23 protein-coding genes are annotated in these 24,160 nt (G+C 74.7%); 12 read left to right on the plus strand and 11 right to left on the minus strand.

The window, feature by feature from the left end; all coding sequences use genetic code 11:
* Window positions 1-211: 211 nt before the first annotated feature.
* Both AA75_RS39270 and AA75_RS39275 read right to left on the minus strand, forming a co-directional pair.
* Window positions 212-1,066 (minus strand): SDR family NAD(P)-dependent oxidoreductase, encoded by an 855-nt coding sequence (locus tag AA75_RS39270; protein ID WP_033825243.1) that lies wholly within the window; start codon window positions 1,064-1,066, stop codon window positions 212-214.
* Window positions 1,063-2,274, minus strand: a complete 1,212-nt coding sequence (locus AA75_RS39275; protein ID WP_233289386.1) for an MFS transporter — start codon at window positions 2,272-2,274, stop codon at window positions 1,063-1,065. Before AA75_RS39275 ends, AA75_RS39270 begins: the two co-directional genes overlap by 4 nt.
* Before the next feature lie 177 nt (window positions 2,275-2,451).
* Between AA75_RS39275 and AA75_RS39280 the strand changes: the two genes are divergently transcribed.
* Window positions 2,452-3,336 carry a LysR family transcriptional regulator gene (locus AA75_RS39280; protein WP_233289387.1) on the plus strand — a complete coding sequence of 295 codons (885 nt, stop codon included), beginning with the start codon at window positions 2,452-2,454 and terminating at the stop codon, window positions 3,334-3,336.
* A 144-nt stretch (window positions 3,337-3,480) separates the two neighbouring features.
* On the opposite strand, the gene AA75_RS39285 is transcribed toward AA75_RS39280, so the two are convergent.
* Both AA75_RS39285 and AA75_RS39290 read right to left on the minus strand, forming a co-directional pair.
* Window positions 3,481-4,374, minus strand: coding sequence for an endonuclease/exonuclease/phosphatase family protein (locus AA75_RS39285; RefSeq protein WP_233289388.1), 894 nt, complete (start codon window positions 4,372-4,374; stop codon window positions 3,481-3,483).
* Window positions 4,375-4,496: 122 nt separating this feature from the next.
* The gene (locus AA75_RS39290; RefSeq protein WP_033825245.1) at window positions 4,497-5,039 is read right to left on the minus strand and encodes a carboxymuconolactone decarboxylase family protein; all 543 of its coding nucleotides are present in this window, start codon (window positions 5,037-5,039) and stop codon (window positions 4,497-4,499) included.
* A 114-nt stretch (window positions 5,040-5,153) separates the two neighbouring features.
* Between AA75_RS39290 and AA75_RS39295 the strand changes: the two genes are divergently transcribed.
* The 5 genes from AA75_RS39295 to AA75_RS39315 all read left to right on the plus strand — a co-directional run bounded on the left by AA75_RS39295 (window position 5,154) and on the right by AA75_RS39315 (window position 10,159).
* A complete protein-coding gene (locus AA75_RS39295; RefSeq protein WP_199520526.1) occupies window positions 5,154-5,747 on the plus strand; it encodes an ABATE domain-containing protein in 594 nt (197 codons plus the stop codon).
* A 38-nt stretch (window positions 5,748-5,785) separates the two neighbouring features.
* Window positions 5,786-7,216: an amidase gene (locus AA75_RS39300; RefSeq protein ID WP_033825246.1), complete on the plus strand. Its 1,431-nt coding sequence runs from the start codon at window positions 5,786-5,788 to the stop codon at window positions 7,214-7,216.
* A 162-nt stretch (window positions 7,217-7,378) separates the two neighbouring features.
* On the plus strand, window positions 7,379-8,443 hold the full coding sequence (locus tag AA75_RS39305; RefSeq protein WP_033825247.1) for a class I SAM-dependent methyltransferase: 1,065 nt from the start codon (window positions 7,379-7,381) through the stop codon (window positions 8,441-8,443).
* A 58-nt stretch (window positions 8,444-8,501) separates the two neighbouring features.
* A complete protein-coding gene (locus tag AA75_RS39310; protein WP_033825248.1) occupies window positions 8,502-9,086 on the plus strand; it encodes a TetR/AcrR family transcriptional regulator in 585 nt (194 codons plus the stop codon).
* 92 nt (window positions 9,087-9,178) lie between these two features.
* Window positions 9,179-10,159, plus strand: a complete 981-nt coding sequence (locus AA75_RS39315) for a zinc-binding dehydrogenase (protein WP_033825249.1) — start codon at window positions 9,179-9,181, stop codon at window positions 10,157-10,159.
* A 55-nt stretch (window positions 10,160-10,214) separates the two neighbouring features.
* Here AA75_RS39315 and AA75_RS39320 read toward each other — a convergent pair whose 3' ends face one another.
* From AA75_RS39320 to AA75_RS39335, 4 genes are all read right to left on the minus strand, one after another.
* Entirely contained in the window at window positions 10,215-11,084 is an 870-nt protein-coding gene (locus tag AA75_RS39320) for an alpha/beta fold hydrolase (protein ID WP_233289389.1), read from the minus strand.
* A gap of 60 nt (window positions 11,085-11,144) precedes the next feature.
* Entirely contained in the window at window positions 11,145-12,602 is a 1,458-nt protein-coding gene (proP, locus tag AA75_RS39325; RefSeq protein WP_033825250.1) for a glycine betaine/L-proline transporter ProP, read from the minus strand.
* A gap of 109 nt (window positions 12,603-12,711) precedes the next feature.
* Window positions 12,712-13,437 (minus strand): SRPBCC family protein, encoded by a 726-nt coding sequence (locus AA75_RS39330; protein WP_033825251.1) that lies wholly within the window; start codon window positions 13,435-13,437, stop codon window positions 12,712-12,714.
* An 84-nt stretch (window positions 13,438-13,521) separates the two neighbouring features.
* The gene (locus tag AA75_RS39335; RefSeq protein ID WP_033825252.1) at window positions 13,522-14,532 is read right to left on the minus strand and encodes a LysR family transcriptional regulator; all 1,011 of its coding nucleotides are present in this window, start codon (window positions 14,530-14,532) and stop codon (window positions 13,522-13,524) included.
* 210 nt (window positions 14,533-14,742) lie between these two features.
* Between AA75_RS39335 and AA75_RS39340 the strand changes: the two genes are divergently transcribed.
* Genes AA75_RS39340 through AA75_RS39365 form a run of 6 tightly spaced genes read left to right on the plus strand, consistent with a single transcriptional unit; the run spans window position 14,743 to window position 21,772 of the window.
* Window positions 14,743-15,684 carry a xanthine dehydrogenase family protein subunit M gene (locus tag AA75_RS39340; RefSeq protein ID WP_233289390.1) on the plus strand — a complete coding sequence of 314 codons (942 nt, stop codon included), beginning with the start codon at window positions 14,743-14,745 and terminating at the stop codon, window positions 15,682-15,684.
* A gap of 24 nt (window positions 15,685-15,708) precedes the next feature.
* The gene (locus tag AA75_RS39345) at window positions 15,709-16,206 is read left to right on the plus strand and encodes a (2Fe-2S)-binding protein (RefSeq protein WP_033825253.1); all 498 of its coding nucleotides are present in this window, start codon (window positions 15,709-15,711) and stop codon (window positions 16,204-16,206) included.
* The gene (locus AA75_RS39350; RefSeq protein WP_033825254.1) at window positions 16,203-18,596 is read left to right on the plus strand and encodes an aerobic carbon-monoxide dehydrogenase large subunit; all 2,394 of its coding nucleotides are present in this window, start codon (window positions 16,203-16,205) and stop codon (window positions 18,594-18,596) included. The genes AA75_RS39345 and AA75_RS39350 overlap by 4 nt, the downstream gene beginning before the upstream one ends.
* Window positions 18,593-19,582: an XdhC family protein gene (locus tag AA75_RS39355; RefSeq protein ID WP_233289391.1), complete on the plus strand. Its 990-nt coding sequence runs from the start codon at window positions 18,593-18,595 to the stop codon at window positions 19,580-19,582. Before AA75_RS39350 ends, AA75_RS39355 begins: the two co-directional genes overlap by 4 nt.
* A gap of 50 nt (window positions 19,583-19,632) precedes the next feature.
* The gene (locus tag AA75_RS39360; RefSeq protein WP_051814184.1) at window positions 19,633-20,523 is read left to right on the plus strand and encodes a MoxR family ATPase; all 891 of its coding nucleotides are present in this window, start codon (window positions 19,633-19,635) and stop codon (window positions 20,521-20,523) included.
* Complete coding sequence (locus AA75_RS39365) at window positions 20,516-21,772, plus strand: VWA domain-containing protein (RefSeq protein ID WP_051814178.1); 1,257 nt, start codon at window positions 20,516-20,518, stop codon at window positions 21,770-21,772. The genes AA75_RS39360 and AA75_RS39365 overlap by 8 nt, the downstream gene beginning before the upstream one ends.
* A 350-nt stretch (window positions 21,773-22,122) precedes the next feature.
* On the opposite strand, the gene AA75_RS39370 is transcribed toward AA75_RS39365, so the two are convergent.
* The 3 genes from AA75_RS39370 to AA75_RS39380 form a co-directional block, all read right to left on the minus strand.
* Window positions 22,123-22,470 carry a hypothetical protein gene (locus AA75_RS39370; protein WP_033825255.1) on the minus strand — a complete coding sequence of 116 codons (348 nt, stop codon included), beginning with the start codon at window positions 22,468-22,470 and terminating at the stop codon, window positions 22,123-22,125.
* A gap of 359 nt (window positions 22,471-22,829) precedes the next feature.
* Window positions 22,830-23,630, minus strand: a complete 801-nt coding sequence (locus AA75_RS39375; protein ID WP_033825274.1) for an APH(3') family aminoglycoside O-phosphotransferase — start codon at window positions 23,628-23,630, stop codon at window positions 22,830-22,832.
* A gap of 14 nt (window positions 23,631-23,644) precedes the next feature.
* A partial coding sequence (locus tag AA75_RS39380; RefSeq protein WP_051814179.1) for a GNAT family N-acetyltransferase occupies window positions 23,645-24,160 on the minus strand: 516 nt, incomplete at its 5' end.

Raw genomic sequence — 24,160 nt, forward strand, 5'->3', positions numbered from 1 at the left:
GACGGTCGACGACGTGCGCAGGTCTTCCCGGCTCCTCGCACAGGCGCCGGGCCGAAGGCGCCCTGGGTGATCACGACGAGTCAACGGTGCTGCGGCGAAGAGCGGTTGGTCCGGCGGGTCCGGTGCTGATCAGGCGGGTACGGGTGGCTCGTGGGCCATGACGCCCAGCATCAGCGCGGCGGCCACCGTCGACCGTCGGTGCGGATTGCCGTCAGGCCGGGCCGGTGATCGCCTGTTCCGCGGCGCGGCTGACGTGTTCCCACGCCGCCCAGGTGTCCGCCCGGGTGCGCGCGATGTCGAAGGCCAGGTCGTAGACCATGCTGCCCAGGAGGAGGCGCAGCGGCGGCTCGTCGCTGTCGACCAGTTGGAGCAGCGCGGCTGCGGCGAGCTTCGGGTCGCTGTCGACCGAGCCCTCGGCGAACTGCCTGGCCAGCTCCTCCCGGAGTGGTGCGTACGCCTTCAGGTGGCTTGTGCTGCGCATTGCGGTGTAGAGGTCGGTCCAGTAGCCGCCGGGCTGGATGATGCTCACCTTGACGCCGAAGCCGGCCGCCTCCAGGGCGAGGGCTTCGCTGAGGCCTTCCAGGGCGAACTTGCTTGCGCTGTAGATGCCGGTACTGGGAAAGCCGCCCAGGGCGGCGATGCTGGAGACCTGCACGAGATGGCCGGAGCGCTGTTCGCGCAGCACGGGCATCACGGCCTGGCTCACCCAGAGTGCGCCGAAGAAGTTGACGTCCAGTTGGGCGCGCGCCTCGGCTTCGGTGAACTCCTCGACCATGCCCATCGGGAGCATTCCGGCGTTGTTGACGACGATGTCGAGCCGTCCGAAGTGGCCGACCGCCTCGGCGACGGCGGCGAACACGGCGTCCCGGTCGGTCACGTCCAGCGTCAGGGGCAGGACCCGGCCGGGGTGGGCGCTTGCGAGCTCGTTCAGCGCGGTCGTGGTGCGGGCGGCGACCACGGTGCGGTCGCCGGCCGTCAGGGCTGCCTCGGCGAAGGCGCGGCCGAGACCGCGGCTGGCGCCGGTGATGAACCAGACGCGGCTCGTGGATCCGGCCGTGGTGCTCATGTGCGGTGCTCCTGTCCGGGAGAGGTCGTGGGAATGGGGGTGGCCGGGAGGGTTCGGCCAGCTGCTCGGCCGCGGCGTGCGCTGCGGACGGCCAGGGCGGTGAGGAGGGTGAAGAGGGCGCCGGTCGTCAGGACACCGTTGGTGCTGAGGTTGGTGGCGACGATCCCTCCGAGGAGGGCCCCGAGGGCGATGGCCAGGTTGTAGACCGAGGTGTTCAGGGCGGTGGCGGCCTCCGCCGAGTCGGGCGCCGCCTTGAGGATCCACGTCTGGACGGCGACCGGCACACCGCCGAAGGCCAGCCCCCAGCCCAGGAGCAGCAGGGTTCCGCCGACCGGGGTGCGGCCGGCGAGGGGGAAGACCGCGAGGATCGCGGTGAGCAGGACGCTGATGGTGACGACGGTCGCGCGGACGTTCCGCTCCGCGGCCGCACCGGCGAGGAAGTTGCCGAGGATTCCGGCGACGCCGAAGCCGAGCAGGAGCGGGCCGATCGCGCCCTCGCCGATCCCTGAAACGGTCCGCAGGATCGGGCTGACGAAGGTGAAGGCGGCGAAGTGGCCGCCGACCAGGAGGAACGTGGCGATGACGCCGGCGCGTACCACGGGGTGGCGGAACTGCTGCGGCAGCGTGCGCAGCCGAACGACCTGCTGGGCAGGCATCGGGGGCAGCAGGAGGAGCAGGCCGACCAGCACGAGGAGGCCCAGTGCGCCCGCGGCCACGAACGCGGTGCGCCAGTCCGCGAGACCGCCGATCAGCGTCCCGGCCGGTACGCCGAGGACGTTGGCCGCCGTGGCGCCGCCGAAGACCACCGAGACGGCCCGGGGGACGGAGCGATCCGGTACGAGCCGCACGGCGAGGCCGGCGGCGAGCGACCAGAAGCCGCCGATGCTGATCCCGATGAGGAAGCGCGCGCCCAGCAGGATGGTGAAGTCGGGTGCCACGGCCGACAGTCCGTTGGCCAGGACCATCAGGGTGATCAGGCCGATCAGTGCGACCCGCCGGTCGAGCCGTCCGATCGCCACCGGCAGCAGCGGCGCCGTGGCGGAGGCGACCAGGCCGGGGACGGTGACCATCAGGCCTGCGGTGCCCTCGGAGACGTGGAGAGTTCCTCCGATGAACGGGAGCAGCCCCACCGGCAGTGACTCGACGGTCACCAGGGCGAACGTCCCGACCGCCATGGTGGCGACGGCGAGCCAGCTCCTGAGGGGCACCCGATCGCTTTCGGACGGGGTGGGTGGCTTCCGGGCGTCGACGACGGTCATGGCACTCCGGTCCGGTAGGGATTCGTTGTGCTGACGATCCTTCAGGCGGACGCCACGGCCATCAACGCCCAAGATCAGTAGGATCCGATAAATCAGGCTTATGACGGGGGTCGGCGGCACATGGAGATGCGCGAGATCGAGGTCTTTCTGACACTGGCGGAGGAGCTGCACTTCGGCCGGGCGGCCGCCCGGCTGCACCTCACCCAGGCACGCGTCAGTCAGGTGATCGGCCGTCAGGAGCGGCAGCTCGGCGGTCTGCTGTTCGACCGCTCCAATCGCCGCCGGATCCGCCTGACCCCGCTCGGCAGTCAGCTGCGCGCGGATCTGGGGCCGGTCCACGCGCAGCTGCGGGACAGCCTCGAACGGGCCCGGTTGGCTGCCCGCGGCAGGACCGCACGCCTGCGGGTGGGCATGATGCCCTTCAACGTGCCCGACCTGCACCGCTACTGGGAGGCGTTCCGGTCCCGCCACCCCGAGTGGGAGCTGCAGGTGCGCAGGGCACCGTACGTCGAGCCGTTCGCCAGGCTCCGTGACGGCGACATGGACGTCTTCGTCACCTGGCTGCCGGTGGACGAGCCCGATGTCACCGTCGGCCCGGTCCTCTTCCACGACCCCCGCGTACTGGCCGTCGCCGCGGATCACGAGCTCGCAAGTCACGACGCCGTTCCGCACGAGGCGCTCGCCGACTTCGCCCACGCCATGGCCCCCGCCATGCCCGACTACTGGGAGGACGCCTACCTGGGGTTCTACACACCCCGGGGCAGGACCATCGAACGCGTCGAGGAGGTCACCAACGCGGACGAGCTGATCCATCTCGTCACCACCGGCGAGATCGTCCACCCCTTTCCCTCGCACGTCACCCGGTACTGGTCCATGTCCCACGTGCGCTTCCTCCCCATTCCCGAGATGGGGACGATGCCGTACGCCCTGGTGTGGCGCCGCGACGGCGAGAGCGAGCTGGTCCGGGCCCTCGCCCGGACCGTCCGCGAGATCGGCGCCCTGCACTTCTGAGTTCCCGGGTCCAGGACGACCACCTGGCAACCGGTCGCGGGAACCGGGCAGGTCCGGACGGCGGACGGCCGGGCCGAGCGCTTCGCACTGCCGTTGGCCCGCATGCTCAAGGACGCGGGGGCGTCCCGGCGTGGGCCGGTGGGGTCACAGCGGCAGGTCGAGGACCAGGGGCCGGTGGTCCGAGATCGGTGTCCTGGGCGCCCGTATCGCCTCCGGCCGGTGCGGGCCGGGTCCGGTCGCGAGGATGTGGTCGAGTTGCACCCGTGGGCGGTGCGACGGGAAGGTCGGGACCCGGGCCAGGTCGCGCCAGCCCGACCGGGGCGACGGGGAGAGCAGGTCTGCCGCGCCGAGCGTCGCCGCCGGGAGCGCGCCGGCGAGGTTGAGGTCGCCCAGCAGGATGTGCGGCCGGGGCAGGTCGGCGATCCAGCCGTGCACGGCGAGCAGTTGGCGCACGTTCCAGCCCGGGACGAACGACAGGTGCAGCGCCACCGCCGTGAACGGGCCGCGCCTGCCCTCCAGTACGGCGGCCAGTGCCGCGCGCGGATGGTCGCGGATCACCGTGAGCCCCGCCCGGCCGGCCACCGGCAGCGGCAGGGCGACCGGGGGCGCGGCGAACCGTCGGGCCCGCCACTCCAGGACCGGCAGGCGGGACAGCAGCGCGATGCCGTGCGAGGGCACCTCCCCGTCGTGCCCCGTGCCCGGCGGGCCGTAGACCCGCAACCCCGGCTCGGAGCGGTCGGGTTCCCATCGGCGGCCCGGCCTGGCCCGGGCGTGGAACGCGGAGGCGTAGCGCCAGTCGGCGGCGCCGGTCGCCTCGGCGACCGCCCGCGCCTGGTCGAGCCGACCCGACCGCTCCTGGTGGCGGTCGAGTTCCTGCAGCGCCAGCACGTCGGCGTCGAGGGCGGCGACGGCGTCGACGAGCGGCCGCACGGTGGGGGTGTCCGGGCCCGTGGTCGGCGCCGGGCGGCCGCTGGCGAGGAGCTGCCGCCCGTGCAGGACGTTGAAGGTCGCGAGGCGCACCACTGCGGATCCGGTCACGGTCCGACCGTACAACAGGGTTGCCGGGTGCCTCTCCTGACGGGAGCTCGGGTGGCACCGGACCGCCCCGCGAAGGCGGGGGCGGGGGCCGGCCGGGGGTCCGGCCGGCCTCCGCGGGCCGGTCAGGCGAGGTGGCTGACGTGCGGCCAGTCGATGTCGACGTCGGCGGCCTTGTTGAAGTAGTTGGTGAAGACGTTGAGCGCCACATTGGCGATCACCTCGGCCACCTCGCCGTCCGTCAGTCCGGCCTCGCGGGCGGCCTTCAGGTCGGCGTCCTCGAGCTCCCCCCGGGTGCGGGTCAGCGTCACGGCGAGGGCCAGTGCGGCGGCGGTCCGGGCGTCCGCCGAAGCGCCGCGCCGGGCCTGCTCGGCGGCGTCCGGGGAGAGCCCGGCGAGCTCGGTGGCGATGTGGGTGTGGGCGGAGAGGCAGTAGTCGCAGGCGTTCTCCTGCGCCACCGCGAGGGCGATGGCCTCGCGGGTGGCGGCCGGGAGCCTGCCGCCGCCGAGGGCGCCGGAGAACTCGAGGTAGCCCTTGAGGACGGCGGGGCTGTTGGCCATCACCTTGGCCATGTTCGGGGTGACCCCGAGGGCGGCGCGGACGGTGGAGAGGAGGGCGGCGGCGGGGGCGGTCGCCTCGGTCGGCTCGATGATCGGAAGTCGCGACATGGGGATGCTCCTGGATGGTTACGCAACCAACGTTCTAATGGTTGCTGGCTGCTCTAGCCGTTAGAACCATGCCATGGGACTCTCACGGTTGCAAGTCCGCCGTACCATGAGGAGGTGGACCTGAACGCATACGAGAGCGGTGGCGCCCCCCTGCTGGGCGAGCCCCTGCCGATCGAGCTGGCCAACGCGACGTACGCCGTGCGCGGCCGGCTGGTGGACGGGCTCACGACCGTCGAGCACGCCGCCGCCTGGCTGCGCGACAACCGGGCCCGGTTCGCCACCGCACTCGACGACGACGCTCTGCTCGCCCTCGACGAGGCGGACCTGCGCGCGATCCGGTCGCTGCGCGACGCGGCCCGCACGCTGATCGACGCCGCCGCCCGCGGTACGGACGCGCCCGCCGAGGCGGTCGGCGAACTCAACCGCCACGTGCGGCGCGCCCCCAGCTGGCGTGAACTGGCCACGGGCCCCGGCCCGGCCACCCTCACCCGCAGCGCCGCGGCACCCGTCCCCGCCGCCCTCGGTGAGATCGCCCAGGCGACCGTGGACCTGGTCACCGGCCCCGAGCGCGAGCTGCTGAGGGCCTGCCAGGCGCCGGGCTGCGTCCTGCACTTCCTCAAGAACCATCCGCGCCGCGAGTGGAGCGGCCCGGACTGCGGCAACCGCGCCCGTGCCGCCCGCCACTACGAGCGCACCAGGCAGAGCTGAACCGCCGGGGCGGCCCGGCGGCGGAAGGAGGGCCGGCGATGGATCCCCGTCCGCCCGTGGAGCCCGATGCCACCGAGCTGGCCGCGATGGTGCGGCGCCGCGAGGTCACCCCGGCGCAGTTGGTCGAGGCGGCCGTCGAGCGGATCGAGCGGCTCGGCCCCGCACTCAACGCCGTCGTCATCCCGATGTACGAGGCCGCGCTCGCGGCCGCCGACCGGCCGCCGCAGGGCCCGTTCGCGGGGGTGCCCTACCTGCTCAAGGACCTGGCCACCGAGGTCGCCGGGGGCCGGTTCACCGAGGGTTCCCGCTTCCTGCGCGGCCATGTCTCCGGCTACGACAGCGAATTGGTCCTCCGGCTGCGCCGGGCCGGGCTGATCGTCCTCGGCAGGACCAACACCCCCGAGTTCGGCATGGTCCCCACCTGCGAGCCGGTCCTGCACGGGCCGACCTGCAACCCCTGGGACCCCACCCGCTCCACCAGCGGATCCAGCGGCGGCTCGGCGGCGGCCGTCGCCGCCGGGCTGGTGGCGGCGGCGCACGGCAACGACCTGGGCGGCTCGATCCGGTTCCCCGCCTCCGCCTGCGGCCTGTTCGGGCTCAAGCCCACCCGCGCCCGCAACCCGCTCGGGCCGGAGTACGGCGACGTGGTCGGCGGCTGGGCCTGCGAGCACGCCCTCACCCGGTCGGTGCGCGACAGCGCCGCGCTCCTCGACGCCACCTCCGGGCCCGCCCCGGGCGATCCGTACCCGGCGCCGCCCCCGCTGCGGCCGTTCGCGCTGGAGGTCGGGGCCGACCCCGGCCGGCTGCGGATCGCGTACACCGCCCGCACCCCGGACGGCTCCCCCGGGCACCCCGACTGCGTCGCCGCCCTCGACGACGCCGTCGCCCTGTGCGAAGAGCTCGGCCACGAACTGACGGAGGCGGACCTGCCCGGGCTGACCCCCGCGGTCGGCGCGGCCATCGGCACGGTGTTCGACGCGGCCACCGCGTGGATCGTCCGCTACTGGGTCCGCCGGCTCGGCCGCGAGCCGGCGGAGGACGAACTGGAGCCGCTGACCCGCGCCTACCGGGCGGCCGGTGAGCGGGTCGGCGCCGCGGACTACCTGCTCGCCGTCGAGGACCTCCAGGCGTTCGCCCGGGTCGTCGCCGCCTTCCTCGCCCGCTTCGACCTGTGGCTGACCCCGACCATGTCCACACCGCCCGTCCCGCTCGGCGAGATCACCTCCACCGAGGACGATCCGCTGCGGGCCGCCCGCAACGGCGGCCGGACCGTTGCCTACCCGGCGGTGGTCGCCAACCTCACCGGCAACCCCGCGATGTCCGTCCCCCTGTGGTGGAACCCGGCCGGGCTGCCGGTCGGGGTCCACTTCCTGGGCCGCTTCGGCGACGAGGCCACCCTGCTGCGGCTGGCCGCCCAACTGGAGGGTGCCCGGCCCTGGTCCCGGCGGCGGCCGCCCGTGCACGCCTGAGCCTCCGCGGGAGGGGCGCACGACCGGGGTCGTGGCCGGGTGCCGCCCGGCGTAGCGTGGCAAGGAGGAGAGGGTCTCCGCTGCGGTCTCATCGGGCTGCGTCGCGGGCGCGTCCGGCGTCGCCCGGCTCTCCCCGGACCCGCCCGGTGGGGAGGAGGAGCGATGTCGGTCGTGGAACTCGATGCGGCCAAGCAGGAGGCGTTCGCAGGACGCATGATCGAGGTGGTCAACGACGCCTGCCTGGGGCTGATGGTGAGCCTGGGCCACGAGGCCGGGCTGTTCGACGCGATGTCCGTCCTGCCGCCCGCCACCAGTGCGGAGATCGCCCGGGCCGCCGGGCTGAGCGAGCGCTACGTACGGGAGTGGCTCGGCGCGACGGTGGTCGGCGGGATCGTCGACTACCGGCCCGCGGACGGGACCTACGTGCTGCCGCCGGAGCACGCGGCCTCGCTCACCAGGGCGGCGGGGCCGGACAACCTGGCCCGGATCGCGCAGAACCTGGGCATGATGGGCGAGGTCGAGCAGCGGGTGCTGGCGGCGTTCCGGACCGGGGCCGGGGTGCCGTACTCGGCGTACCCGCGCTTCCAGGCGCTGCAGGCGGAGGAGTCCGGGCAGGTGTACGACCTGGCGCTGGTGGACGGGATCGTGCCGCTGGTGACCGGCCTCACCGAGCGGCTGCAGCACGGCATCGACGCGCTGGACATCGGCTGCGGCCAGGGTCACGCGGTCAACGTGCTGGCCGCCGCGTTCCCCGCCAGCCGCTTCCGCGGGCTCGACGCCTCGGAGCAGGGCATCGCCGCGGCCCGTGCGGAGGCGGCCGGACTGGGCCTGCCCAACGTCGAGTTCGAGGTCGGTGACTGCGCCGCGCTGACCGGCTCCTACGACCTGATCACGGCGTTCGACGTGATCCACGACCTGGCCAGGCCGACCGCCGCCCTCGCCGCGATCTCCGGGGCGCTCGCCGAGGACGGGGTGTTCCTGATGGGCGACATCGCCGCGTCCAGCCGGCTGGAGGAGAACCTCGACCATCCGCTCGGGCCCGCGCTGTACACCTTCTCGGTGTTCTACTGCATGTCCGTCTCGCTGAGCGAGGGCGGGGAGGGACTCGGCACCGTGTGGGGCGAGCAGACCGCCCGGCGGATGCTCGCCGAGGCCGGGTTCGGCCGGGTCGAGGCCGAGCGGGTGGAGGGCGACATCCTCAACGTGTACTACGTGGCCCGTCACTGAGGGCGGCCCCCAGCGGGGGCCGCTTGTTCTTGAATGGTCGCTCATGTATGGTCCTGCCATGCCCCGACCCCGCGAGTTCGAGCCCGACACCGTGCTCGACCAGGCCATGCGCAAGTTCTGGGAGCGCGGCTACCGGGCCACCTCGATCGAGGACCTGGTGAAGGCGACCGGCGTGAAGCCGGGCAGCATCTACAGCGCCTTCCCGGGCGGCAAGCGGGCCCTGTTCCTCAAGTCGCTGGAGCGCTACTCCAAGCTCGTCGTACCGCAGAAGCTCGGCGAACTGGAGGCCCCGGGGGCGTCCCTGGCGGAGCTGCGAGGCTACTTCGACGGACTGGTGCGCGACCTGCTCAGCCCGGAGGGCCGGCAGGGCTGCCTGCTGGTCAACACCGCGATCGAGAACGCGGCCGAGGACGACGAGGCCGCGGCCGTCGTCCGGGGCCACCTGGCCCGCCTGGAGAACTGCATGGCCGCCGCCCTGGACACCGCCCGCCTGCGGGGCGAGGTCCGGACCTCGCTGGACCCGGCCGGCACCGCCAGGCTGCTGGTCGCCACCTGCCAGGGGCTGATGGTCGTGGGCAAGGCCAACCCGGACGAGGCGGTCCTGCGCGCGATCACGGACAACGCGTTCGCCGCCCTCGCCTGACCACCGGACACCACACCCTCCGGGCCACCGCACCTGCGGTGGCCCTTCTTCCGGCCCAATATTTGAATGACCACTCAAGAACGGATCCGATCATGAAGGCCATCGTCATCTCCGCCCACGGCGGCCCCGAGGTGCTCACCCTCACCGAGCTGCCCGACCCCGTCCCCGCCGACGGCGAAGTACTCGTCCGCGTCAGGGCGTTCGGCCTCAACCACGCCGAGGCCTACATGCGGGCCGGCGCCTGGGGGCAGGTGGCGGCCGTCACCGGGATCGAGTGCGCCGGGACGGTCGAGTCCGACCCGTCGGGCCGGCTCCCGGCCGGGACCACCGTGGTGGCGGTCCTCGGCGGCATGGGCCGGACCCGCAACGGCAGCTACGCGGAACTGGTGACCGTCCCGGCCGGCAACGTCGTCGAGGTCCGCTCCGGCCTCGGCTGGGCCGAACTCGCCGCCGTCCCCGAGGTCTACGCCACCGCGTGGAGCGGCCTGTTCGGCAACCTGGAACTGCGGTCCGGCGAGACGGTCCTGGTCCGCGGCGCGACCTCGGCCCTCGGCCAGGCCGCCGTCAGCCTCGCCGTCGACCACGGCGCCCGGGTGGTCGCCACCACCCGCAGCGCAGGCCACCGCGCCCTGCTCCGGGAGCTCGGCGCGCACCAGGTGCTGATCGACGACGGCCGGCTCACCCCGCAGGTCAGGGACGGCGGGATCACCGTGGACGCCGTCCTCGACATCGTCGGCAACAGCGTCCTGCGGGACTCCCTGGCGCTGGTCCGGCCGCGCGGCCGGGTCTGCCAGATCGGTTTCCTCGGCGGCTTCGACCCGGTGCCGGACTTCGACCCGATCGCCGACCTCCCCAGCGGGGTCCGGCTCAGCTTCTTCGCCAGCGCCTTCGTCCTCGGCACACCGGAATTCCCGCTCACCGACGTCCCGTTGGACGAGATCTACGCCAAGGTGGAGGCCGGTGCGCTGCCGGCCGGCCCGGTCCGGGTCTTCCGCTTCGAGGAGATCGTCGAGGCACACCGGGTCATGGAGAGCGGTACGGCGCTCGGCAAGATGGCCGTCACCGTCGGCTGACCCGCCGCCACCGGCCGGGCGCGCGGCTCCCGCGGGCCCGACCGGTGGCGGGCCGTCAGACCAGGTGCCGCCGGAAGAAGTCGGCCGCCTCCGCGCCCACCCGGGCGCGGGCGCCGGGGTCGGCGGGTTCCGGGGCGAAGAAGTCGTCGTGGCGGACGTCGGGGCCCGCCGAGCGGCCGCTCGCGGTGGGGATGTGCTCCAGGTACGGCCGGGTGTCGGCCTCGTACGGGGTGACCTGGTCGGCGCCGCCCCAGCGGATCTCCACCGGCACCCGCACCGTCGCCAGGCTCTCCGGGGTGACCAGCGCGCCGATGCCCGGGGCCACCTGGAAGACCGCCCGCACCCGGGCGTCCGAGTGGTCGGCCGCGGCGGCCTCGAGCGCGCCCTGCAGCAGGTCCTGATGCGGGTGCTTGGTCCGCAGCGCCTGGAGCACGTCCGGGAACTCCGAGACCTCCGGCAGGGGCACGGCCCCCGTCAGCACCGCCGTCAGGAGCCGAGGGTCGACGCGCGCGCCGGCCAGGGCCGCCGCCGTGTACCCGCCGAGGGAGAATCCCGCCACGCCGACCGGGCCCAGCGGCCGTTCCCGGGCGAGCGCGTCGAGGACGAAGGTGACGTCCCGGGGTCGCTCCCAGACGTTCAGGAAGCCCTCCGGCTCGTAGCCGTCGACGTAGTTGTTGCCATGGTGGTCGAGCGCCGCCACCCGGAGACCGGCCTCCAGCAGCGGCCGCACCAGCCACTCCAAGGCGCCGCCGGAGCCGCCGGTGCCGTGCGAGAGGACCACCAGCGGGCCCGGCTCGGACGGCGTCCGGTCCGGCTCCCACCGGTAGACCCGGACCGGACGCGGCCGGGCCGGGTCCCGCAGGTCGCTCCGGGAGCCGTCGTACAGGACCTGGATCAGCGGCTGTTCCTGACTGGAGATCATCATGGCGGCATCCTAGGAACGTCCGCCGACACCCCGAGGCCCGGCCCCGGCCCCGAGCGGGGATCAGCCGGCGCTCCTCGCACCGCGGGCGGCGGCGACCAGCTCGCGGGCCTCACGGTCCGAGGCGACGGCCGGGGGCGAGCCGGGCAGCGGGCGTCCCGCGCTCTCCGGCATCATCCGCACCGCGACCAGGCCGATCACTGCGGCGGCCATCATGTAGTAGGCGGGCATCATCCGGTTGCCGGTGGCGTCGATCAGCGCGGTCACCGCCAGCGGGGTGGTGCCGCCGAACAGCGAGACGGAGACGTTGAAGCCCACGGCCATGGCGCCGTAACGGATGTGGGTCGGGAAGAGTGCGGGCAGCGCGGCGGGCATGGTGCCGGTGAAGCAGGTCAGCAGCAGGCACAGTCCGCCGACGCCGAGCAGGACGCCCCACGGGCCGCCGTGCCGGATCACCAGCAGCGCGGGAACGGAGAGCAGCAGGAAACCGGCGCAGCCGGCCAGCAGCACCGGGCGGCGCCCGATGCGGTCCGACAGCCGGCCGACCGGGGCGTTGACGGCCATCATCAGCACCATCGCGGCGATGACCACCAGCAGTCCGCGGGTGGCGCCGACGCCGAGTTCGGCGGTGAGGTAGGTCGGCAGGTACGACAGCAGCATGTAGTCGGTGACGTTGTAGACCAGGACCAGCGCCATGCAGAGCAGCAGGGCCCGGCGGTGCCGGGTCAGCAGGTCACGCAGGCGGCTCTTCGGACGCTGCCGTTCCGCGGTCTCGGCCTGCTGCTGGAGGGTGCGGAAGGCCGGGGTCTCCTCCAGCCGCATCCGCAGGTAGAGCCCGATCAGGCCGAGCGGCCCGGCGAGCAGGAACGGCAGTCGCCAGCCCCAGGAGAGCAGGCTCGGCTCGTCCAGGGCGGTGGTCATCGCGGTGACCAGGCCGGCGCCGGCGACGTAGCCCACCAGGGTGCCGAACTCCAGCCAGCTGCCGAGGAATCCGCGGCGCCGGTCGGGTGCGTACTCCGCGATGAAGGTGGTCGCGCCGCCGTACTCGCCGCCGGTGGAGAAGCCCTGCACCATCCGGGCGAGCAGCAGCAGGGCGGGCGCCCAGATGCCGATGGCGGCGTACGAGGGGATCAGGCCGATCGCGAAGGTGCCCGCGGCCATCATGATCATGGTGGTGGCGAGGACCTTCTGCCGCCCGATCCGGTCGCCGAGCGGGCCGAAGACCAGTCCGCCGAGCGGCCTGATCAGGAAGGCGGCGGCGAAGGTCCCGAAGGTGGCCAGCAGCTGGGTGGCGCCGCCGGCCGTCGGGAAGAAGACCTTGCCCAGGGTGACCGCGAGGTAGCTGTAGACGCCGAAGTCGAACCACTCCATGGCGTTGCCGAGGGCGGCGGCGGACACCGCGCGCTTCAGCATCTTCGGGTCGACGACGGTGACCTCGCCAGGGGCGGGGGCCCCGGTCGCAGGGACCGGGGTGGGGCCGTGGCCGGTGGACTCGGGGGTTCGGACGGACGTCTGACTCAAGGGGTCGCCTTCGGTGTCGGGAACGGGTGACCGCTCCCGCCTCACCGCCTCCGCGCTGGTCAAACCCCTGGGCCGCGGTACTGAGAGATCCCTCACGGACCCCGGCGGGTCACTGCGGCGGCCGCCGGCACCCGCGGGCCCGGCGCAGCCCGCCGAGGAGCAGCAGCAGGACCAGCGCCCCGAGGGCGACCGGCGCCAGGCGCTTGAGCAGCGGGCCGCGGGCCAGCGCGACCAGGTCCAGCGGCTCGGCCTCGGGCGGGGTGGCGGGCGCAACGGGCGCCTGCCGGGGAGCCGGTCCGGCGGGCGTCACGGTCGCCGCCGCCACGGTCGGCTGCGGCGCCGTGGGCTGCTCGGGCCGGGTGGGCTGCTCGGGCTCCGGGGGCTGCTCGCGGCCTGCGGCCAGGTGTTCCTCCAGGCAGTCGACGAACTGCCCGATCAGCTTCTTGCTGATGTCGGTCATGACGCCCGCGCCGAACTGGGCGACCTTCCCGGAGACGCTGAGCCGGGTCTCCACGGTCACCCGGGTGCCGTCGCCGTCCGGGGCGAGGCGTGCGGTGATGTGCGCGTCGGCGTTGCCCTGGCCGTGGGTGTCGCGGCCGGCGGCCTTGAGCCGTACGGTGTGCGTCGCCTCGTCCTGCTCCTCGAACGTGGCAGTGCCGCGGTACTGGACGGTCACCGCACCCACCCGGACCTTGACGGTGCCGTGGAAGCGGTCGCCCTCGACCTCGGTGAGCACGGCTCCCGGCATGCAGGGGGCCAGCCGTTCGACGTCGGTGAACAGGTCCCAGGCCGGTCCGATCGGAAGACTGACCCGGAACTCGTTGGTGAACTCCATGCGGACGGGCCTCCTAGCCGGTAGCGCCCCCTCCCGTCCAACGGTGGCCCGGCGCACCCCGATTCCCGCTACCCCGCGCCGCGCTCAGGTCCACAGACTCACCCGTACGGTCGGCCGGTAGTGGCCGGCCGGCACCCCGGCGGCCCGGGCCAGCAGGCTGCGGACGGCGGCGGGCGTGGTGACGAAGCGGCACAGCGCGGCGGCCGTCGGGGTCCGCCGGTCGCCGTGCAGGGCGCTGGCCCGCAGCACGGCGTCGACCGGTGTGCCGGGGACGGCGACCACGGTGAGCACCCGGCGGCGCAGTTCGTCGCGGACCAGGTGGGCGGGGGCGAGGGCCAGTCCGTCCCCGGCGACGGCAGCGCCGAGGGCGGCGCCGGCGCTGGGGAAGACGGCGGCGGCGCGCTCGCCGACGCCGTGCCGGGTCAGGAACGCGCCGCCGGGGGTGGCCGGGTCGAGGCCGCCCGGGCCGAGCAGCCAGTGCTGTCCGGCGAGCCGGCCGACCGGCAGGTGCAGCCGGCCGCCGGCCAGGTGGTCGATTCCGGCGCCGAGGTGGTGCGGGGCGGCGACCACGACGAGGGGGACGCGCAGGAAGGGGATGTGTTCGAAGGTGTCCGGGCGCAGCGCGGTCCCGCCGGTGCCGTCGGGGTCGGCGTCGGCGAGGCCGATCGCGATGTCGGCGCGCCGGTCCAGCAGCAGTTCGACGAGTGCGCCGGCGGGCACCGCGAGGGTGGTGGTCTCGACGTCCCGGTACTGGCGGACGAAGGCCTCCAGCAGGGGCGGGACGATCTGCTCGGCGATCGTCTCGGTGGCGGCCAGCCGCAGGTGGGAGCCCTCGGTGCCGGCCTCGCGGACCTTGCGGCGGGTCTCCTCGGCGAGGCCGACGATCTCCGCGGCGCCGGCCGCCAGCCGCCGCCCGCCGGGGGTCAGGGCGATGCCGCCGGCGGCCCGGACGAAGAGCTGGTCGCCGAGTTCGCGGCGCAGCGCGGCGACCGAGCCCGAGACGGCGGGTTCGCTGACCCGCAGCGAGATCGCCGCGGCCTTGACGGAGCCGAGCCGGGCCACCGCCAGGAACGCCTTCAGCTGGGTGAGGGTCATCGCCGCCTCCCGCGGGCCCGGCGCCGGGGCCCTTCGGCGCCGGTCGGGGTCGGTCGGTGCCCGGCTCCCTCCGGTTCAGCCACGGGGGGCTCTTAACCATTCCCCTAAGTCGGCGTTGACCGGTCCGTCCGGCGGGCCGACAGTGTGGTTGTGCGGCGATGAAGGCCCGTCCCGGCGTCCGTTCGGCGCCTCGCGTGAGCAGTGCGGAGCGTGAGCGCGACGGATGCCACCCGTCCGCGGCCGTCGCCCGAGACGCTGTTGGAGGCCACCGTGCAGGTTCCCGCGTCATTCGAGTACCGGCGGGCGTCGAGCGTGGAGGACGCGCTGGCGCAGCTGGAGCGGTTCGGCGAGGAGGCCAGGGTGATCGCCGGCGGGCACAGTCTGCTGCCGATGATGAAGCTGCGGCTGGCCCGTCCGGGGCTGCTGGTCGACATCAACGACCTGCACGAGCTGGACTACGTGCGGCTGGAGGGCGACGAGCTGTGCGTCGGGGCGCTCACCCGCCACCGCGAGCTGCTGGAGTCCGAGCTGGTCGGCCGGCTGTTCCCGATCTTCCACGACGCCGAGCGGGTGATCGCGGACCCGCCGGTGCGCAACCGGGGCACCATCGGCGGCTCGCTCTGCCAGGCCGACCCGGCGGAGGACCTGTCGGCGGTGTGCGCGGCCGTCCGTGCGGTGGCGGTGGTGCTCGGTGGCGGGGGCCGGCGCCGGGTGCCGATGGCGGAGTTCTACCGGGGTCCGTACGAGACGGACGTGGGGACCGGCGAGATGCTGGTGGAGATCCGGGTGCCGGTCGTGCCGGGGGGCGGCAGCGCGTACGAGAAGGTCGAGCGCAAGACCGGGGACTGGGCGATCGCCGCCGCGGGCGCCGCGCTGGCGGTGGTGGACGGGCGGATCGCCTCGCCGGGGATCGGGCTGGCCGCGGTCGGCGTCTCGCCGGTCGGGTACCGGCGGGCGGAGGAGGCGCTGGCCGGGCGGGAGCCGTCGGCGGAGGTGTTCGCCGAGGCGGGCCGGATCGCCGCCGAGGACTGCGATCCGGTGACCGACACCCGTGGGACCGCGGCCTACAAGCGCCACCTGGCCGGGGAACTCACCGAACGCGCCCTGCGCCGGGCCGCCGAGCGGGCCGGCCGGCCCGTCGCGGCGGCCTGACCGGGCCGGAAGGGCTGGACGACGATGCAGGTGACCATCAACGTCAACGGCGAGGACCGCACCGCGGAGGTGGAGGCCCGGCATCTGCTGGTCCGCTTCCTGCGTGACGACCTCGGTCTGACCGGCACCCACTGGGGCTGCGACACCAGCAACTGCGGCACCTGTGTGGTGCTGCTCGACGGCGAGCCGGTCAAGAGCTGCACGGTGCTGGCCGTGATGGCGGACGGGCACCGGGTGCGCACGGTGGAGGGGCTGGAGGGGGCAGACGGCCTCGACCCGGTCCAGCAGGGGTTCATCGAGCAGCATGGGCTGCAGTGCGGTTTCTGCACCCCGGGCATGATGCTCACCGCCCGGGCGCTGCTGGACCGCAACCCGGACCCCACCGACCAGGAGATCCGCGAGGCGATCTCGGGCCAGCTGTGCCGGTGCACCGGTTATCTGAACATCGTCCGCGCCGTCCAGTGGGCCGCGCGGCACCCGCTGGAGGCCTCGGCCGCCCCGAGCGCGGGGAGCACGTCATGACCACCGTCGAGGAGACCGGGGTCGACCAGGAGTCCGGGTCGGCGCCGGAGCAGGAGCGCCCGATCGGGTACGGGCGGTTGAAGCGCAAGGAGGACCCGCGGTTCGTCCGGGGCAAGGGGCACTACGTGGACGACGTGCAGTTGCCCGGCATGCTGCACGGCGCCGTGCTGCGCAGTCCGCTGGCGCACGCCCGGATCCTGTCGATCGACACCTCGGCGGCCGAGTCGCACCCCAAGGTCCGGGCCGTGATCACGGGTGCCACGCTGGCCGGTCTGGGACTGGCCTGGATGCCGACGCTGTCGATGGACACCCAGGCGGTGCTGGCCACCGACAAGGTCCGGTTCCAGGGCCAGGAGGTGGCGTTCGTGGTGGCCGACGACCACTACGCGGCCAGGGACGCGATCGAGCTGATCGACGTCGAGTACGAGCCGCTGCCGCCGGTGATCGACGCGCGCCGGGCGCTGGACGCCGACGCCCCCCTGATCCGGGACGACCAGGAGGGCCGGACCGACAACCACATCTTCGACTGGGAGTCCGGTGACCGGGCCGCCACCGACGCGGTGTTCGACCGCGCCGAGGTGGTCGTCGCCCAGGACATGCTGTACCCGCGGGTGCACCCGGCGCCGCTGGAGACCTGCGGCTGCGTGGCCGACATGGAGCCGGTGGACGGCAAGCTCACCCTCTGGTCCACCACCCAGGCCCCGCACGCGCACCGCACCCTGTACGCGATGGTGGCGGGCCTGCCGGAGCACAAGATCCGGGTGGTCGCGCCCGACATCGGCGGCGGCTTCGGCAACAAGGTCGGCATCTACCCGGGCTACGTCTGCGCGATCGTGGGCTCCATCCTCACCAAGAAGCCGGTGAAGTGGGTGGAGGACCGCTCCGAGAACCTGATGAGCACCTCCTTCGCCCGGGACTACCACATGCACGGCGAGATCGCCGCGACCCGCGCGGGCCGGATCCTCGCGGTACGGGTCAAGGTGCTCGCCGACCACGGCGCGTTCAACTCGACCGCCCAGCCGACCAAGTACCCGGCCGGGTTCTTCCACGTCTTCACCGGCTCGTACGACATCGAGGCCGCGCACTGCGCGGTCACCGGCGTCTACACCAACAAGGCGCCCGGCGGCGTCGCCTACGCCTGCTCGTTCCGGGTCACCGAGGCGGTGTACCTGATCGAACGGATGGTGGACTGCCTCGCCGACGAACTCGGCGCGGACCCGGCCGAGTTGCGGATGCAGAACCTGCTGCGGCCCGAGCAGTTCCCGTACCCCAGCAAGACCGGGTGGGAGTACGACTCGGGCAACTACCGGGTCACCCTGGCCAAGGCGCTGGAGCTGGCCGACTACCCGGCGCTGCGCCGGGAGCAGGCCGAGCGGCGCGAGCGCGGCGAACTCATGGGCATCGGGCTGTCGTTCTTCACCGAGACGGTCGGCGCCGGGCCCCGCAAGCACATGGACATCCTGGGCCTCGGCATGGCCGACGGCTGCGAGCTGCGGGTGCACCCGACCGGCAAGGCCGTGGTGCGGATCAGCGTGCAGAGCCAGGGGCAGGGCCACGAGACCACGTTCGCCCAGATCGTCGCCGAGGAGCTCGGCATCCCGCCCGAGGACATCGACGTCGTCCACGGCGACACCGACCAGACGCCGTTCGGCCTCGGCACCTACGGCAGCCGCTCGACGCCGGTCTCCGGCGCCGCCGCGGCGGTGGTCGCGCGCAAGGTCCGCGACAAGGCGCGGATCATCGCCGGCGCCATGCTGGAGGTGTCCGCCGACGACCTGGAGTGGGAGAAGGGCCGCTGGTTCGTCAAGGGCGACCCGACGGCCGGCCGGACCATCCAGGAGATCGCGCTCGCCGCGCACGGGTCGCTGGAGCTGCCCGAGGGGGTGGAGGGCCACCTGGAGGCCACCACGGTCTACAACCCGCCCAACCTCACCTTCCCGTACGGCGCCTACCTGTGCGTGGTGGACGTCGACCCGGGCACCGGCGCGGTGAAGGTGCGCCGCTTCGTCGCGGTCGACGACTGCGGCACCCGGATCAACCCGATGATCATCGAAGGCCAGGTGCACGGCGGCCTCGCCGACGGCGTCGGCATGGCGCTGAGCGAGATCATCAGCTTCGACGAGGACGGCAACTGCCTGTCCGGCTCCTTCATGGACTACCTGGTGCCCACCGCGCTGGAGGTCCCCGCCTGGGAGCTCGGCCATACTGTCACCCCCTCCCCGCACCACCCGATCGGGGCCAAGGGCGTCGGTGAGTCCGCGACCGTCGGCTCACCGCCCGCCGTCGTCAACGCCGTGATGGACGCGATCGGGGTCCGGCACGCCGACATGCCGCTCACCCCCGGGCGGGTCTGGCTGGCGATGCACGGAGGTGTGGAGGCGCCGCAGTGAGTGCCGACACGGCCCTGGAACGGCGGATGGCCGACCTGAGCGCCCGGCAGGTGCCCTTCGTCAGGGCCACCGTGGTCCGCGCCCTGCACCCGACCAGCGCCCACCCCGGGGACACCGCGCTGGTCCTGGCGGACGGCCGGATCGAGGGCTTCGTCGGCGGGGTCTGCGCCGAGGCGACGGTACGCCTGCAGGCCCTGCGAGTGCTGCACAGCGGCGAATCGGTGCTGCTGCGGATCTCCCCCGACGCCCCCGCGGCCCCGCAGGAGCCCGGCCCCGGGCACTTGGCCGGCACCGCGCCGGACGGGACCGTCCTGGTGGCCAACCCCTGCCTGTCCGGCGGCGAGCTGGAGATCTTCCTGGAACCGCTGCGACCGGTCCCCGTGGTGCTGGTCCTCGGCGACACCCCGATCGGGCGCAGCCTGGTCGCGCTGGGCGGCGGGCTCGGCTACGACGTCCGCGCGGTCGCCGGCACCGCCGCGGACCCGGACCCCGCAGGCGTGGACACCGAGGAGCTCGCCGGGGCCTCGGCCGTGGTGGTCGCCTCGCACGGACGCCAGGAGGAGGACCTGCTGACCCGCGCCGTACGGGCCGGGGTGCCGTACGTCGCGCTGGTCGCCAGCCACCGGCGCGGGGCGGCGGTCCTGGCGGGCCTGGATCTGGACGACGCCCAGCGCAGCCGGATCCACACGCCGGCGGGGCTGTGGCTCGGCGCCCGCACCCCCGGCGAGATCGCGGTGTCGATCCTCGCCGAACTGGTCGCCTCCCGGCACGCCGTGCTGGTGCACAGCGAGGACGTCGCCGCAGCGGCGGACCCGCCGCCCGCCGCGGAGCCGCGCACCGCGGTCGACCCGGTGTGCGGGATGACCGTCGCGGTCCTCGAGGACACGCCGTCCTCGGACGTCCGCGGCCACCGGCACTGGTTCTGCTCGGCCGGCTGCCGGGACCGGTTCGAGGCCGACGGCGCCGTCCCCGCGGAGCAGCCGTGACCGCGCCCGCCACCGGACCCGCGGGCGGGTCCGGCGCGGCGGCGCGCACCCTGGTCGCCCGCGCCGCACCCGACCCGCAGGCGCTGCGCGCGGCCCTGGACGGACTCGGGTACCTCACCGACACCGGCCTGACCACCGCCCTCTACCTGGCCCTGCGCCTGCCGCAGCCGCTGCTGCTGGAGGGCGAGCCCGGCGTCGGCAAGACCGAGGCCGCCCGCGCCCTGGCCGGTGTCCTCGGCGGCCCGCTGATCCGGCTGCAGTGCTACGACGGACTGGACGCGGCCGAGGCCCTGTACGAGTGGAACTACCCCCGCCAGCTGCTCAGCATCCGGCTCGCCGAGAGCCGCGGCACCGCGCTCGCCGAGGCCGACCTGTTCACCGACGCGTTCCTGCTGCGCCGCCCGGTGCTCGCCGCCCTCACCCACCCGGGCCCGGCCCCCGCGGTGCTGCTGATCGACGAGATCGACCGCGCCGACGACGACTTCGAGGCCTTCCTGCTGGAGGTGCTGGCGGAGGCCAGCGTCACCATCCCCGAACTGGGCACCGTCCGGGCCGCCGTCGAGCCGGTCGTCGTCCTCACCTCCAACCGGACCCGCGACCTGCACGACGCGCTGAAACGCCGCTGCCTCTACCACTGGATCGACTATCCCGACACCGAACGGGTGGTGGAGATCGTACGGCGCCGGGTCCCCGGCACCAGCGCCTCGCTCGCGTCCGAGGTCGCGGCGGCGGTACGGCGGCTGCGCACCCTGGGGATCCAGAAGCCCCCCGGCATCGCCGAGAGCATCGACTGGGTGTCCGCACTCACCCTGCTCGGCGTGGAGCGGCTCGACGCCGACGCCGCGGACCGCACCCTCGGGGTGCTGGTGAAGTACCGCGAGGACCACGACCTGGTCCGCGAACGCGGCCTCGGCTGGCTGGCGGGCACCCCCGATGGCTGAGCCCGGCACCCCGCCGCCGGACCTCGACTGGCCCTCGCTGGCCGCCCGCTTCGGCGCGGCGCTGCACACGGCGGGCGTGCCGGCCGCGCCGGACCGCTCGGCCCGCTTCCTGGACGCCCTGCGGCTGCTGCCGCCCGTCGACCGGACGGCCCTGTACTGGGCGGCCCGGCTGGCGTTCGTCACCGCGCACGAGCAACTCGACCCGTTCGACCGGGTGTTCACCGCGGTGTTCGGCGGCCGGACCGACCCGGCGGAGTCCCGCGGCTCCCCCGGCAACCCGCCGCTGCCCGGGCTCGCCCCGAAGCCCGGCCCGCCCGACCCGGCCGCGGCCACCTCCCCCGCGCCACCGCGGCGGCAGCCCGCACCGCTGCCCAGCGGCGGGCTCCACGTCGACCCGGCCGACCGGCCGGGCCCGCGGCCCGGCGACACCGGGGTGCAGCGCCTGGTCGGCAGCAGCGCGGAACTCCTCACCCAACGGGACTTCGGCACCTTCGGCCCCGGCGAACTGGGGGAACTGGACCGCCTGCTGGACCACCTGGTGCTCCGGGTCCCGCTGCGCCGCACCCGCCGCCGCCGCGCCGACCCCGACGGCCGCCGCATCGACCTGCGCCGGAGTCTGCGGCGCAGCCTGCGCAACGGTGGTGAGACGGTACGGCTGGCGCGCTCGCGCGGCCGGCTGCGCCGCCGCCCGCTGGTGCTGCTGTGCGACATCTCGGGCTCCATGGAGCCGTACACCCGCGCCTACCTGCGGATCTTCTCCCGGCTGTGCTCGCGCGCGGGGGCGCCGGTGCCCGCCGAGATCTTCGTGTTCGCCACCCGGCTGACCAGGCTGACGCCCGTGCTGCGGCACACCGGCCCGGACGCGGCGCTGCGCCGGGCCGGCCGGACCGCGCCCGACTGGTCCGGGGGCACCCTGATCGGCCGTGCGCTCGGCGAGTTCACCGACCGCTTCGGGCGCCGCGGGATGGCCCGCGGGGCGGTGGTGGTGATCTTCTCCGACGGCTGGGAGGGCGAGGACCCGGCGGCGGTGGGCCGGGAGACGGCCCGGCTCGGGCGGCTCGCCCACCGCGTGGTGTGGGTCAACCCCCGCAAGGCCGCGCCCGGTTACCTGCCGCTCGCCGCCGGGATCGCGGCGGCGCTGCCGCACTGCGACGCCTTCGTGAGCGGGCACAGCCTGGCGGCGCTCCCGGAGGTCTTCGACGCCATCGCCGGGGCGGCTCCCGCCCGGACGGTCCGCGGGCGCCCCTGACCGCGGGCGCCGGTCCCCGCCGGGGACGGGCATCGGGTGGTACCGCGCATGCACGGTTCGCGTCGGATCGGCGCACGGCTCCCCGGACTCCGGCCGAATGCCGGGGAGCATCGGGCACCCGGCGGACATTGTGGGCGGGCCCTACCGGGTGGCCGGCGCGGCTCGTCGTCGGGGCGGAACGGCTCCGGGGCGGCTCGGGGCGATGTCCGGGAGGGAGCCGGGCGGTGGGTGGGCGCCACCGCCCGGCCGGTGCGCGGGGGTTCAGCGGGTCCGCTCCCGCCCGCGCCGTTCGGCCGCCCCGGCGGCCGGTGGGCCCGCGGCCGCTTCCGGGGGACCGCCGCGGGCGGGCGTCAGAGCGGCAGGAAGCGGACCGATCTGAGCAGCAGCCGGTCGCTGGCCGAGCCACCGGGCGGGAGCAGGTAGGCGGGGCCCGTGCAGCCGGGGAACAGGTGCACCATCGCGACGTCGTCGGTCAGGTTCTGCGGGGCGAAGGCCGGCTCGCCGCGGCCGGCGGCGTCCTCGGGCACGTCGGTGCAGGAACCGTCGGCCGGGCCGGTGAGTTCCCCGGCGGTCCGTACCCCGAGCTCGTTGACGTAGGTGTACCGGAAGACGCCCCGGGCGGCGGCGGCCTGGCCGGGGACGGACCACAGAAGGGCGAGGGCGGCCGCGGCGACGGCTGCGGTGGTGCGGATACGCATGGCGGGGAGAGCTCGCTTTCCCGTCGGTTGGTACTGGGACGGGATCACCCTAGAAGGGGGCCGAACGGGCGAAACGGTTCTCCCGACCGGGTCGCGCGTGTCGAACGGCGGTCCTGCCGAGCCACCCTGACGCCCGGTCGGCACGGTGCGGGCGCCGGGGCCTTTCCGACACCTCGCGTGGGGTCAGCGCGCGTCGGTGGGCGCGCGGCCGGGTGCGGCGGCCAAGCGCCCGCGTACTGCGACGCACCTCGGCGATTCACCGGTACGTCCAGGTAGGCCCACCTCCCGGCCGGAGGCCGGGGAGCGTCGCGCCCCCGGCGGGAATCGCCGGACAGGCCCTACCCGCACCCCCGCGCCGGTCAGCAGAACTCGTCGAGCAGTTGGTAGAAGGCGATCCGCCGGGTGTCCACCCCGCCGGGCGGGTCGTAGCGGGCCAGGAAGCGGTCGGCGAGCCCGGGGGCGTACTGGGCGTTGACCGGGGCGGCGAGGCTGCGGGCGGCCAGCGCGAGGTCGGCGTACCGGTCGGCGCGGCCGAGCCGGCCGAGGTCGATCAGGCCGGTGACCCGCAGGGTGTCGGGGTCGAGCAGGACGTTGGGCAGGCAGAGGTCGCCGTGGCAGACCACCACGTCCTCCACCGCCGGTACGGTGGCGGCCAGTTCGGCCAGCAGCCGGTCGGCGCTCCAGCCGGTGCGCCGTTCGTCCAGGTCGTCGAGGTCGACCAGCCCGGCCGCGGCGGCGTGCCGGGCGTCCGGCAGCGTGACGGCGAGCGTCCGGTCGAACGGGCAGGCGGCGGCGGGGAGTGCGTGCAGCGCGCGGGCCAGGTCGGCGAGCGCGTCGACGACGGCGGGCAGCTGCCCGGCCGGCCAGGGGTCGGCGGCGGAGCGCCCGGGGACGGCCCGGGTGAGCAGCCAGCCGCCGGCCGGGCCGGTGTCCCGGTCCAGGATCTCGGCGGCCGGGATGCCCTGGGCGGCGAGCCAGGCGGTCCGCTCGGCCTCCGCCGCGAGGTCGAAGCCGGAGTCCGGGTGCACGGGCGGCCCGGCGATCTTGAGGTAGCCGGCCTCGCCGTGCCGTTCCAGCCGGTACACGGCGGCGCCGGAGCAGCCGACGGTGACCGGTGTCCAGGTGTGGCCGGCGAAGCGGCGGCGCAGCCCGGCGGGCACCTGCGGCGCCACGGTCAGCCTCCGGCCGGGCGGGCCATGGCGAACTCCATTCCACGGCCGGGCTGTTCGTCGTCGACCGGCTGGACCTGGCCGGTGCGGTGGAAGCCGTGCCGGGCGTAGAGCCGCTCGGCGGGCGCGTTGCCTTCGGCGACCCAGAGCCGGACCGCGGGGCGGCCGAGCTCCTCGGCCCGCTCGATCGCGGCCCGCACCAGCCGGTCGCCGACGCCGAGACCGCGGGCCTGCGGGTGCACCCACATCGAGACCAGCTCCGTCTCCCCCTCCCCCGCGGTGACCAGCCCGACCAGTCCGCGCGGCTCGCCGTCCAGTTCGGCGACGACGGTGTTGCGGGCGGCCAGCCGCTCGCGCCAGCGCTCCTCGGTGAACTCGGCCTCGCGGGCGTGGGTGGAGCCGAAGGCTTCGGGCGCCTGGGCGAGCGCGGCCAGCCGGACGTCGCGGTAGCAGGTCCACTCGTCGGCGGCGAGGCGGCGGACCGCCGGGGCCGGAGCGGGGGCCGCCGGGGCCGGAGCGGG

Origin of the sequence: Kitasatospora sp. MBT63 (assembly GCF_000710465.2) — a bacterium.
Classification (GTDB): domain Bacteria; phylum Actinomycetota; class Actinomycetes; order Streptomycetales; family Streptomycetaceae; genus Kitasatospora.

Coding starts and splice junctions, on each gene's coding strand:
- AA75_RS39270 (WP_033825243.1), bottom strand. CDS start 1,066: ATGAGCACCACGGCCGGATCCACGAGCCGCGTCTGGTTCATCACCGGC.
- AA75_RS39280 (WP_233289387.1), top strand. CDS start 2,452: ATGCGCGAGATCGAGGTCTTTCTGACACTGGCGGAGGAGCTGCACTTC.
- AA75_RS39290 (WP_033825245.1), bottom strand. CDS start 5,039: ATGTCGCGACTTCCGATCATCGAGCCGACCGAGGCGACCGCCCCCGCC.
- AA75_RS39300 (WP_033825246.1), top strand. CDS start 5,786: ATGGATCCCCGTCCGCCCGTGGAGCCCGATGCCACCGAGCTGGCCGCG.
- AA75_RS39305 (WP_033825247.1), top strand. CDS start 7,379: ATGTCGGTCGTGGAACTCGATGCGGCCAAGCAGGAGGCGTTCGCAGGA.
- AA75_RS39310 (WP_033825248.1), top strand. CDS start 8,502: ATGCCCCGACCCCGCGAGTTCGAGCCCGACACCGTGCTCGACCAGGCC.
- AA75_RS39315 (WP_033825249.1), top strand. CDS start 9,179: ATGAAGGCCATCGTCATCTCCGCCCACGGCGGCCCCGAGGTGCTCACC.
- AA75_RS39320 (WP_233289389.1), bottom strand. CDS start 11,084: ATGATGATCTCCAGTCAGGAACAGCCGCTGATCCAGGTCCTGTACGAC.
- AA75_RS39330 (WP_033825251.1), bottom strand. CDS start 13,437: ATGGAGTTCACCAACGAGTTCCGGGTCAGTCTTCCGATCGGACCGGCC.
- AA75_RS39335 (WP_033825252.1), bottom strand. CDS start 14,532: ATGACCCTCACCCAGCTGAAGGCGTTCCTGGCGGTGGCCCGGCTCGGC.
- AA75_RS39345 (WP_033825253.1), top strand. CDS start 15,709: ATGCAGGTGACCATCAACGTCAACGGCGAGGACCGCACCGCGGAGGTG.
- AA75_RS39350 (WP_033825254.1), top strand. CDS start 16,203: ATGACCACCGTCGAGGAGACCGGGGTCGACCAGGAGTCCGGGTCGGCG.
- AA75_RS39365 (WP_051814178.1), top strand. CDS start 20,516: ATGGCTGAGCCCGGCACCCCGCCGCCGGACCTCGACTGGCCCTCGCTG.
- AA75_RS39370 (WP_033825255.1), bottom strand. CDS start 22,470: ATGCGTATCCGCACCACCGCAGCCGTCGCCGCGGCCGCCCTCGCCCTT.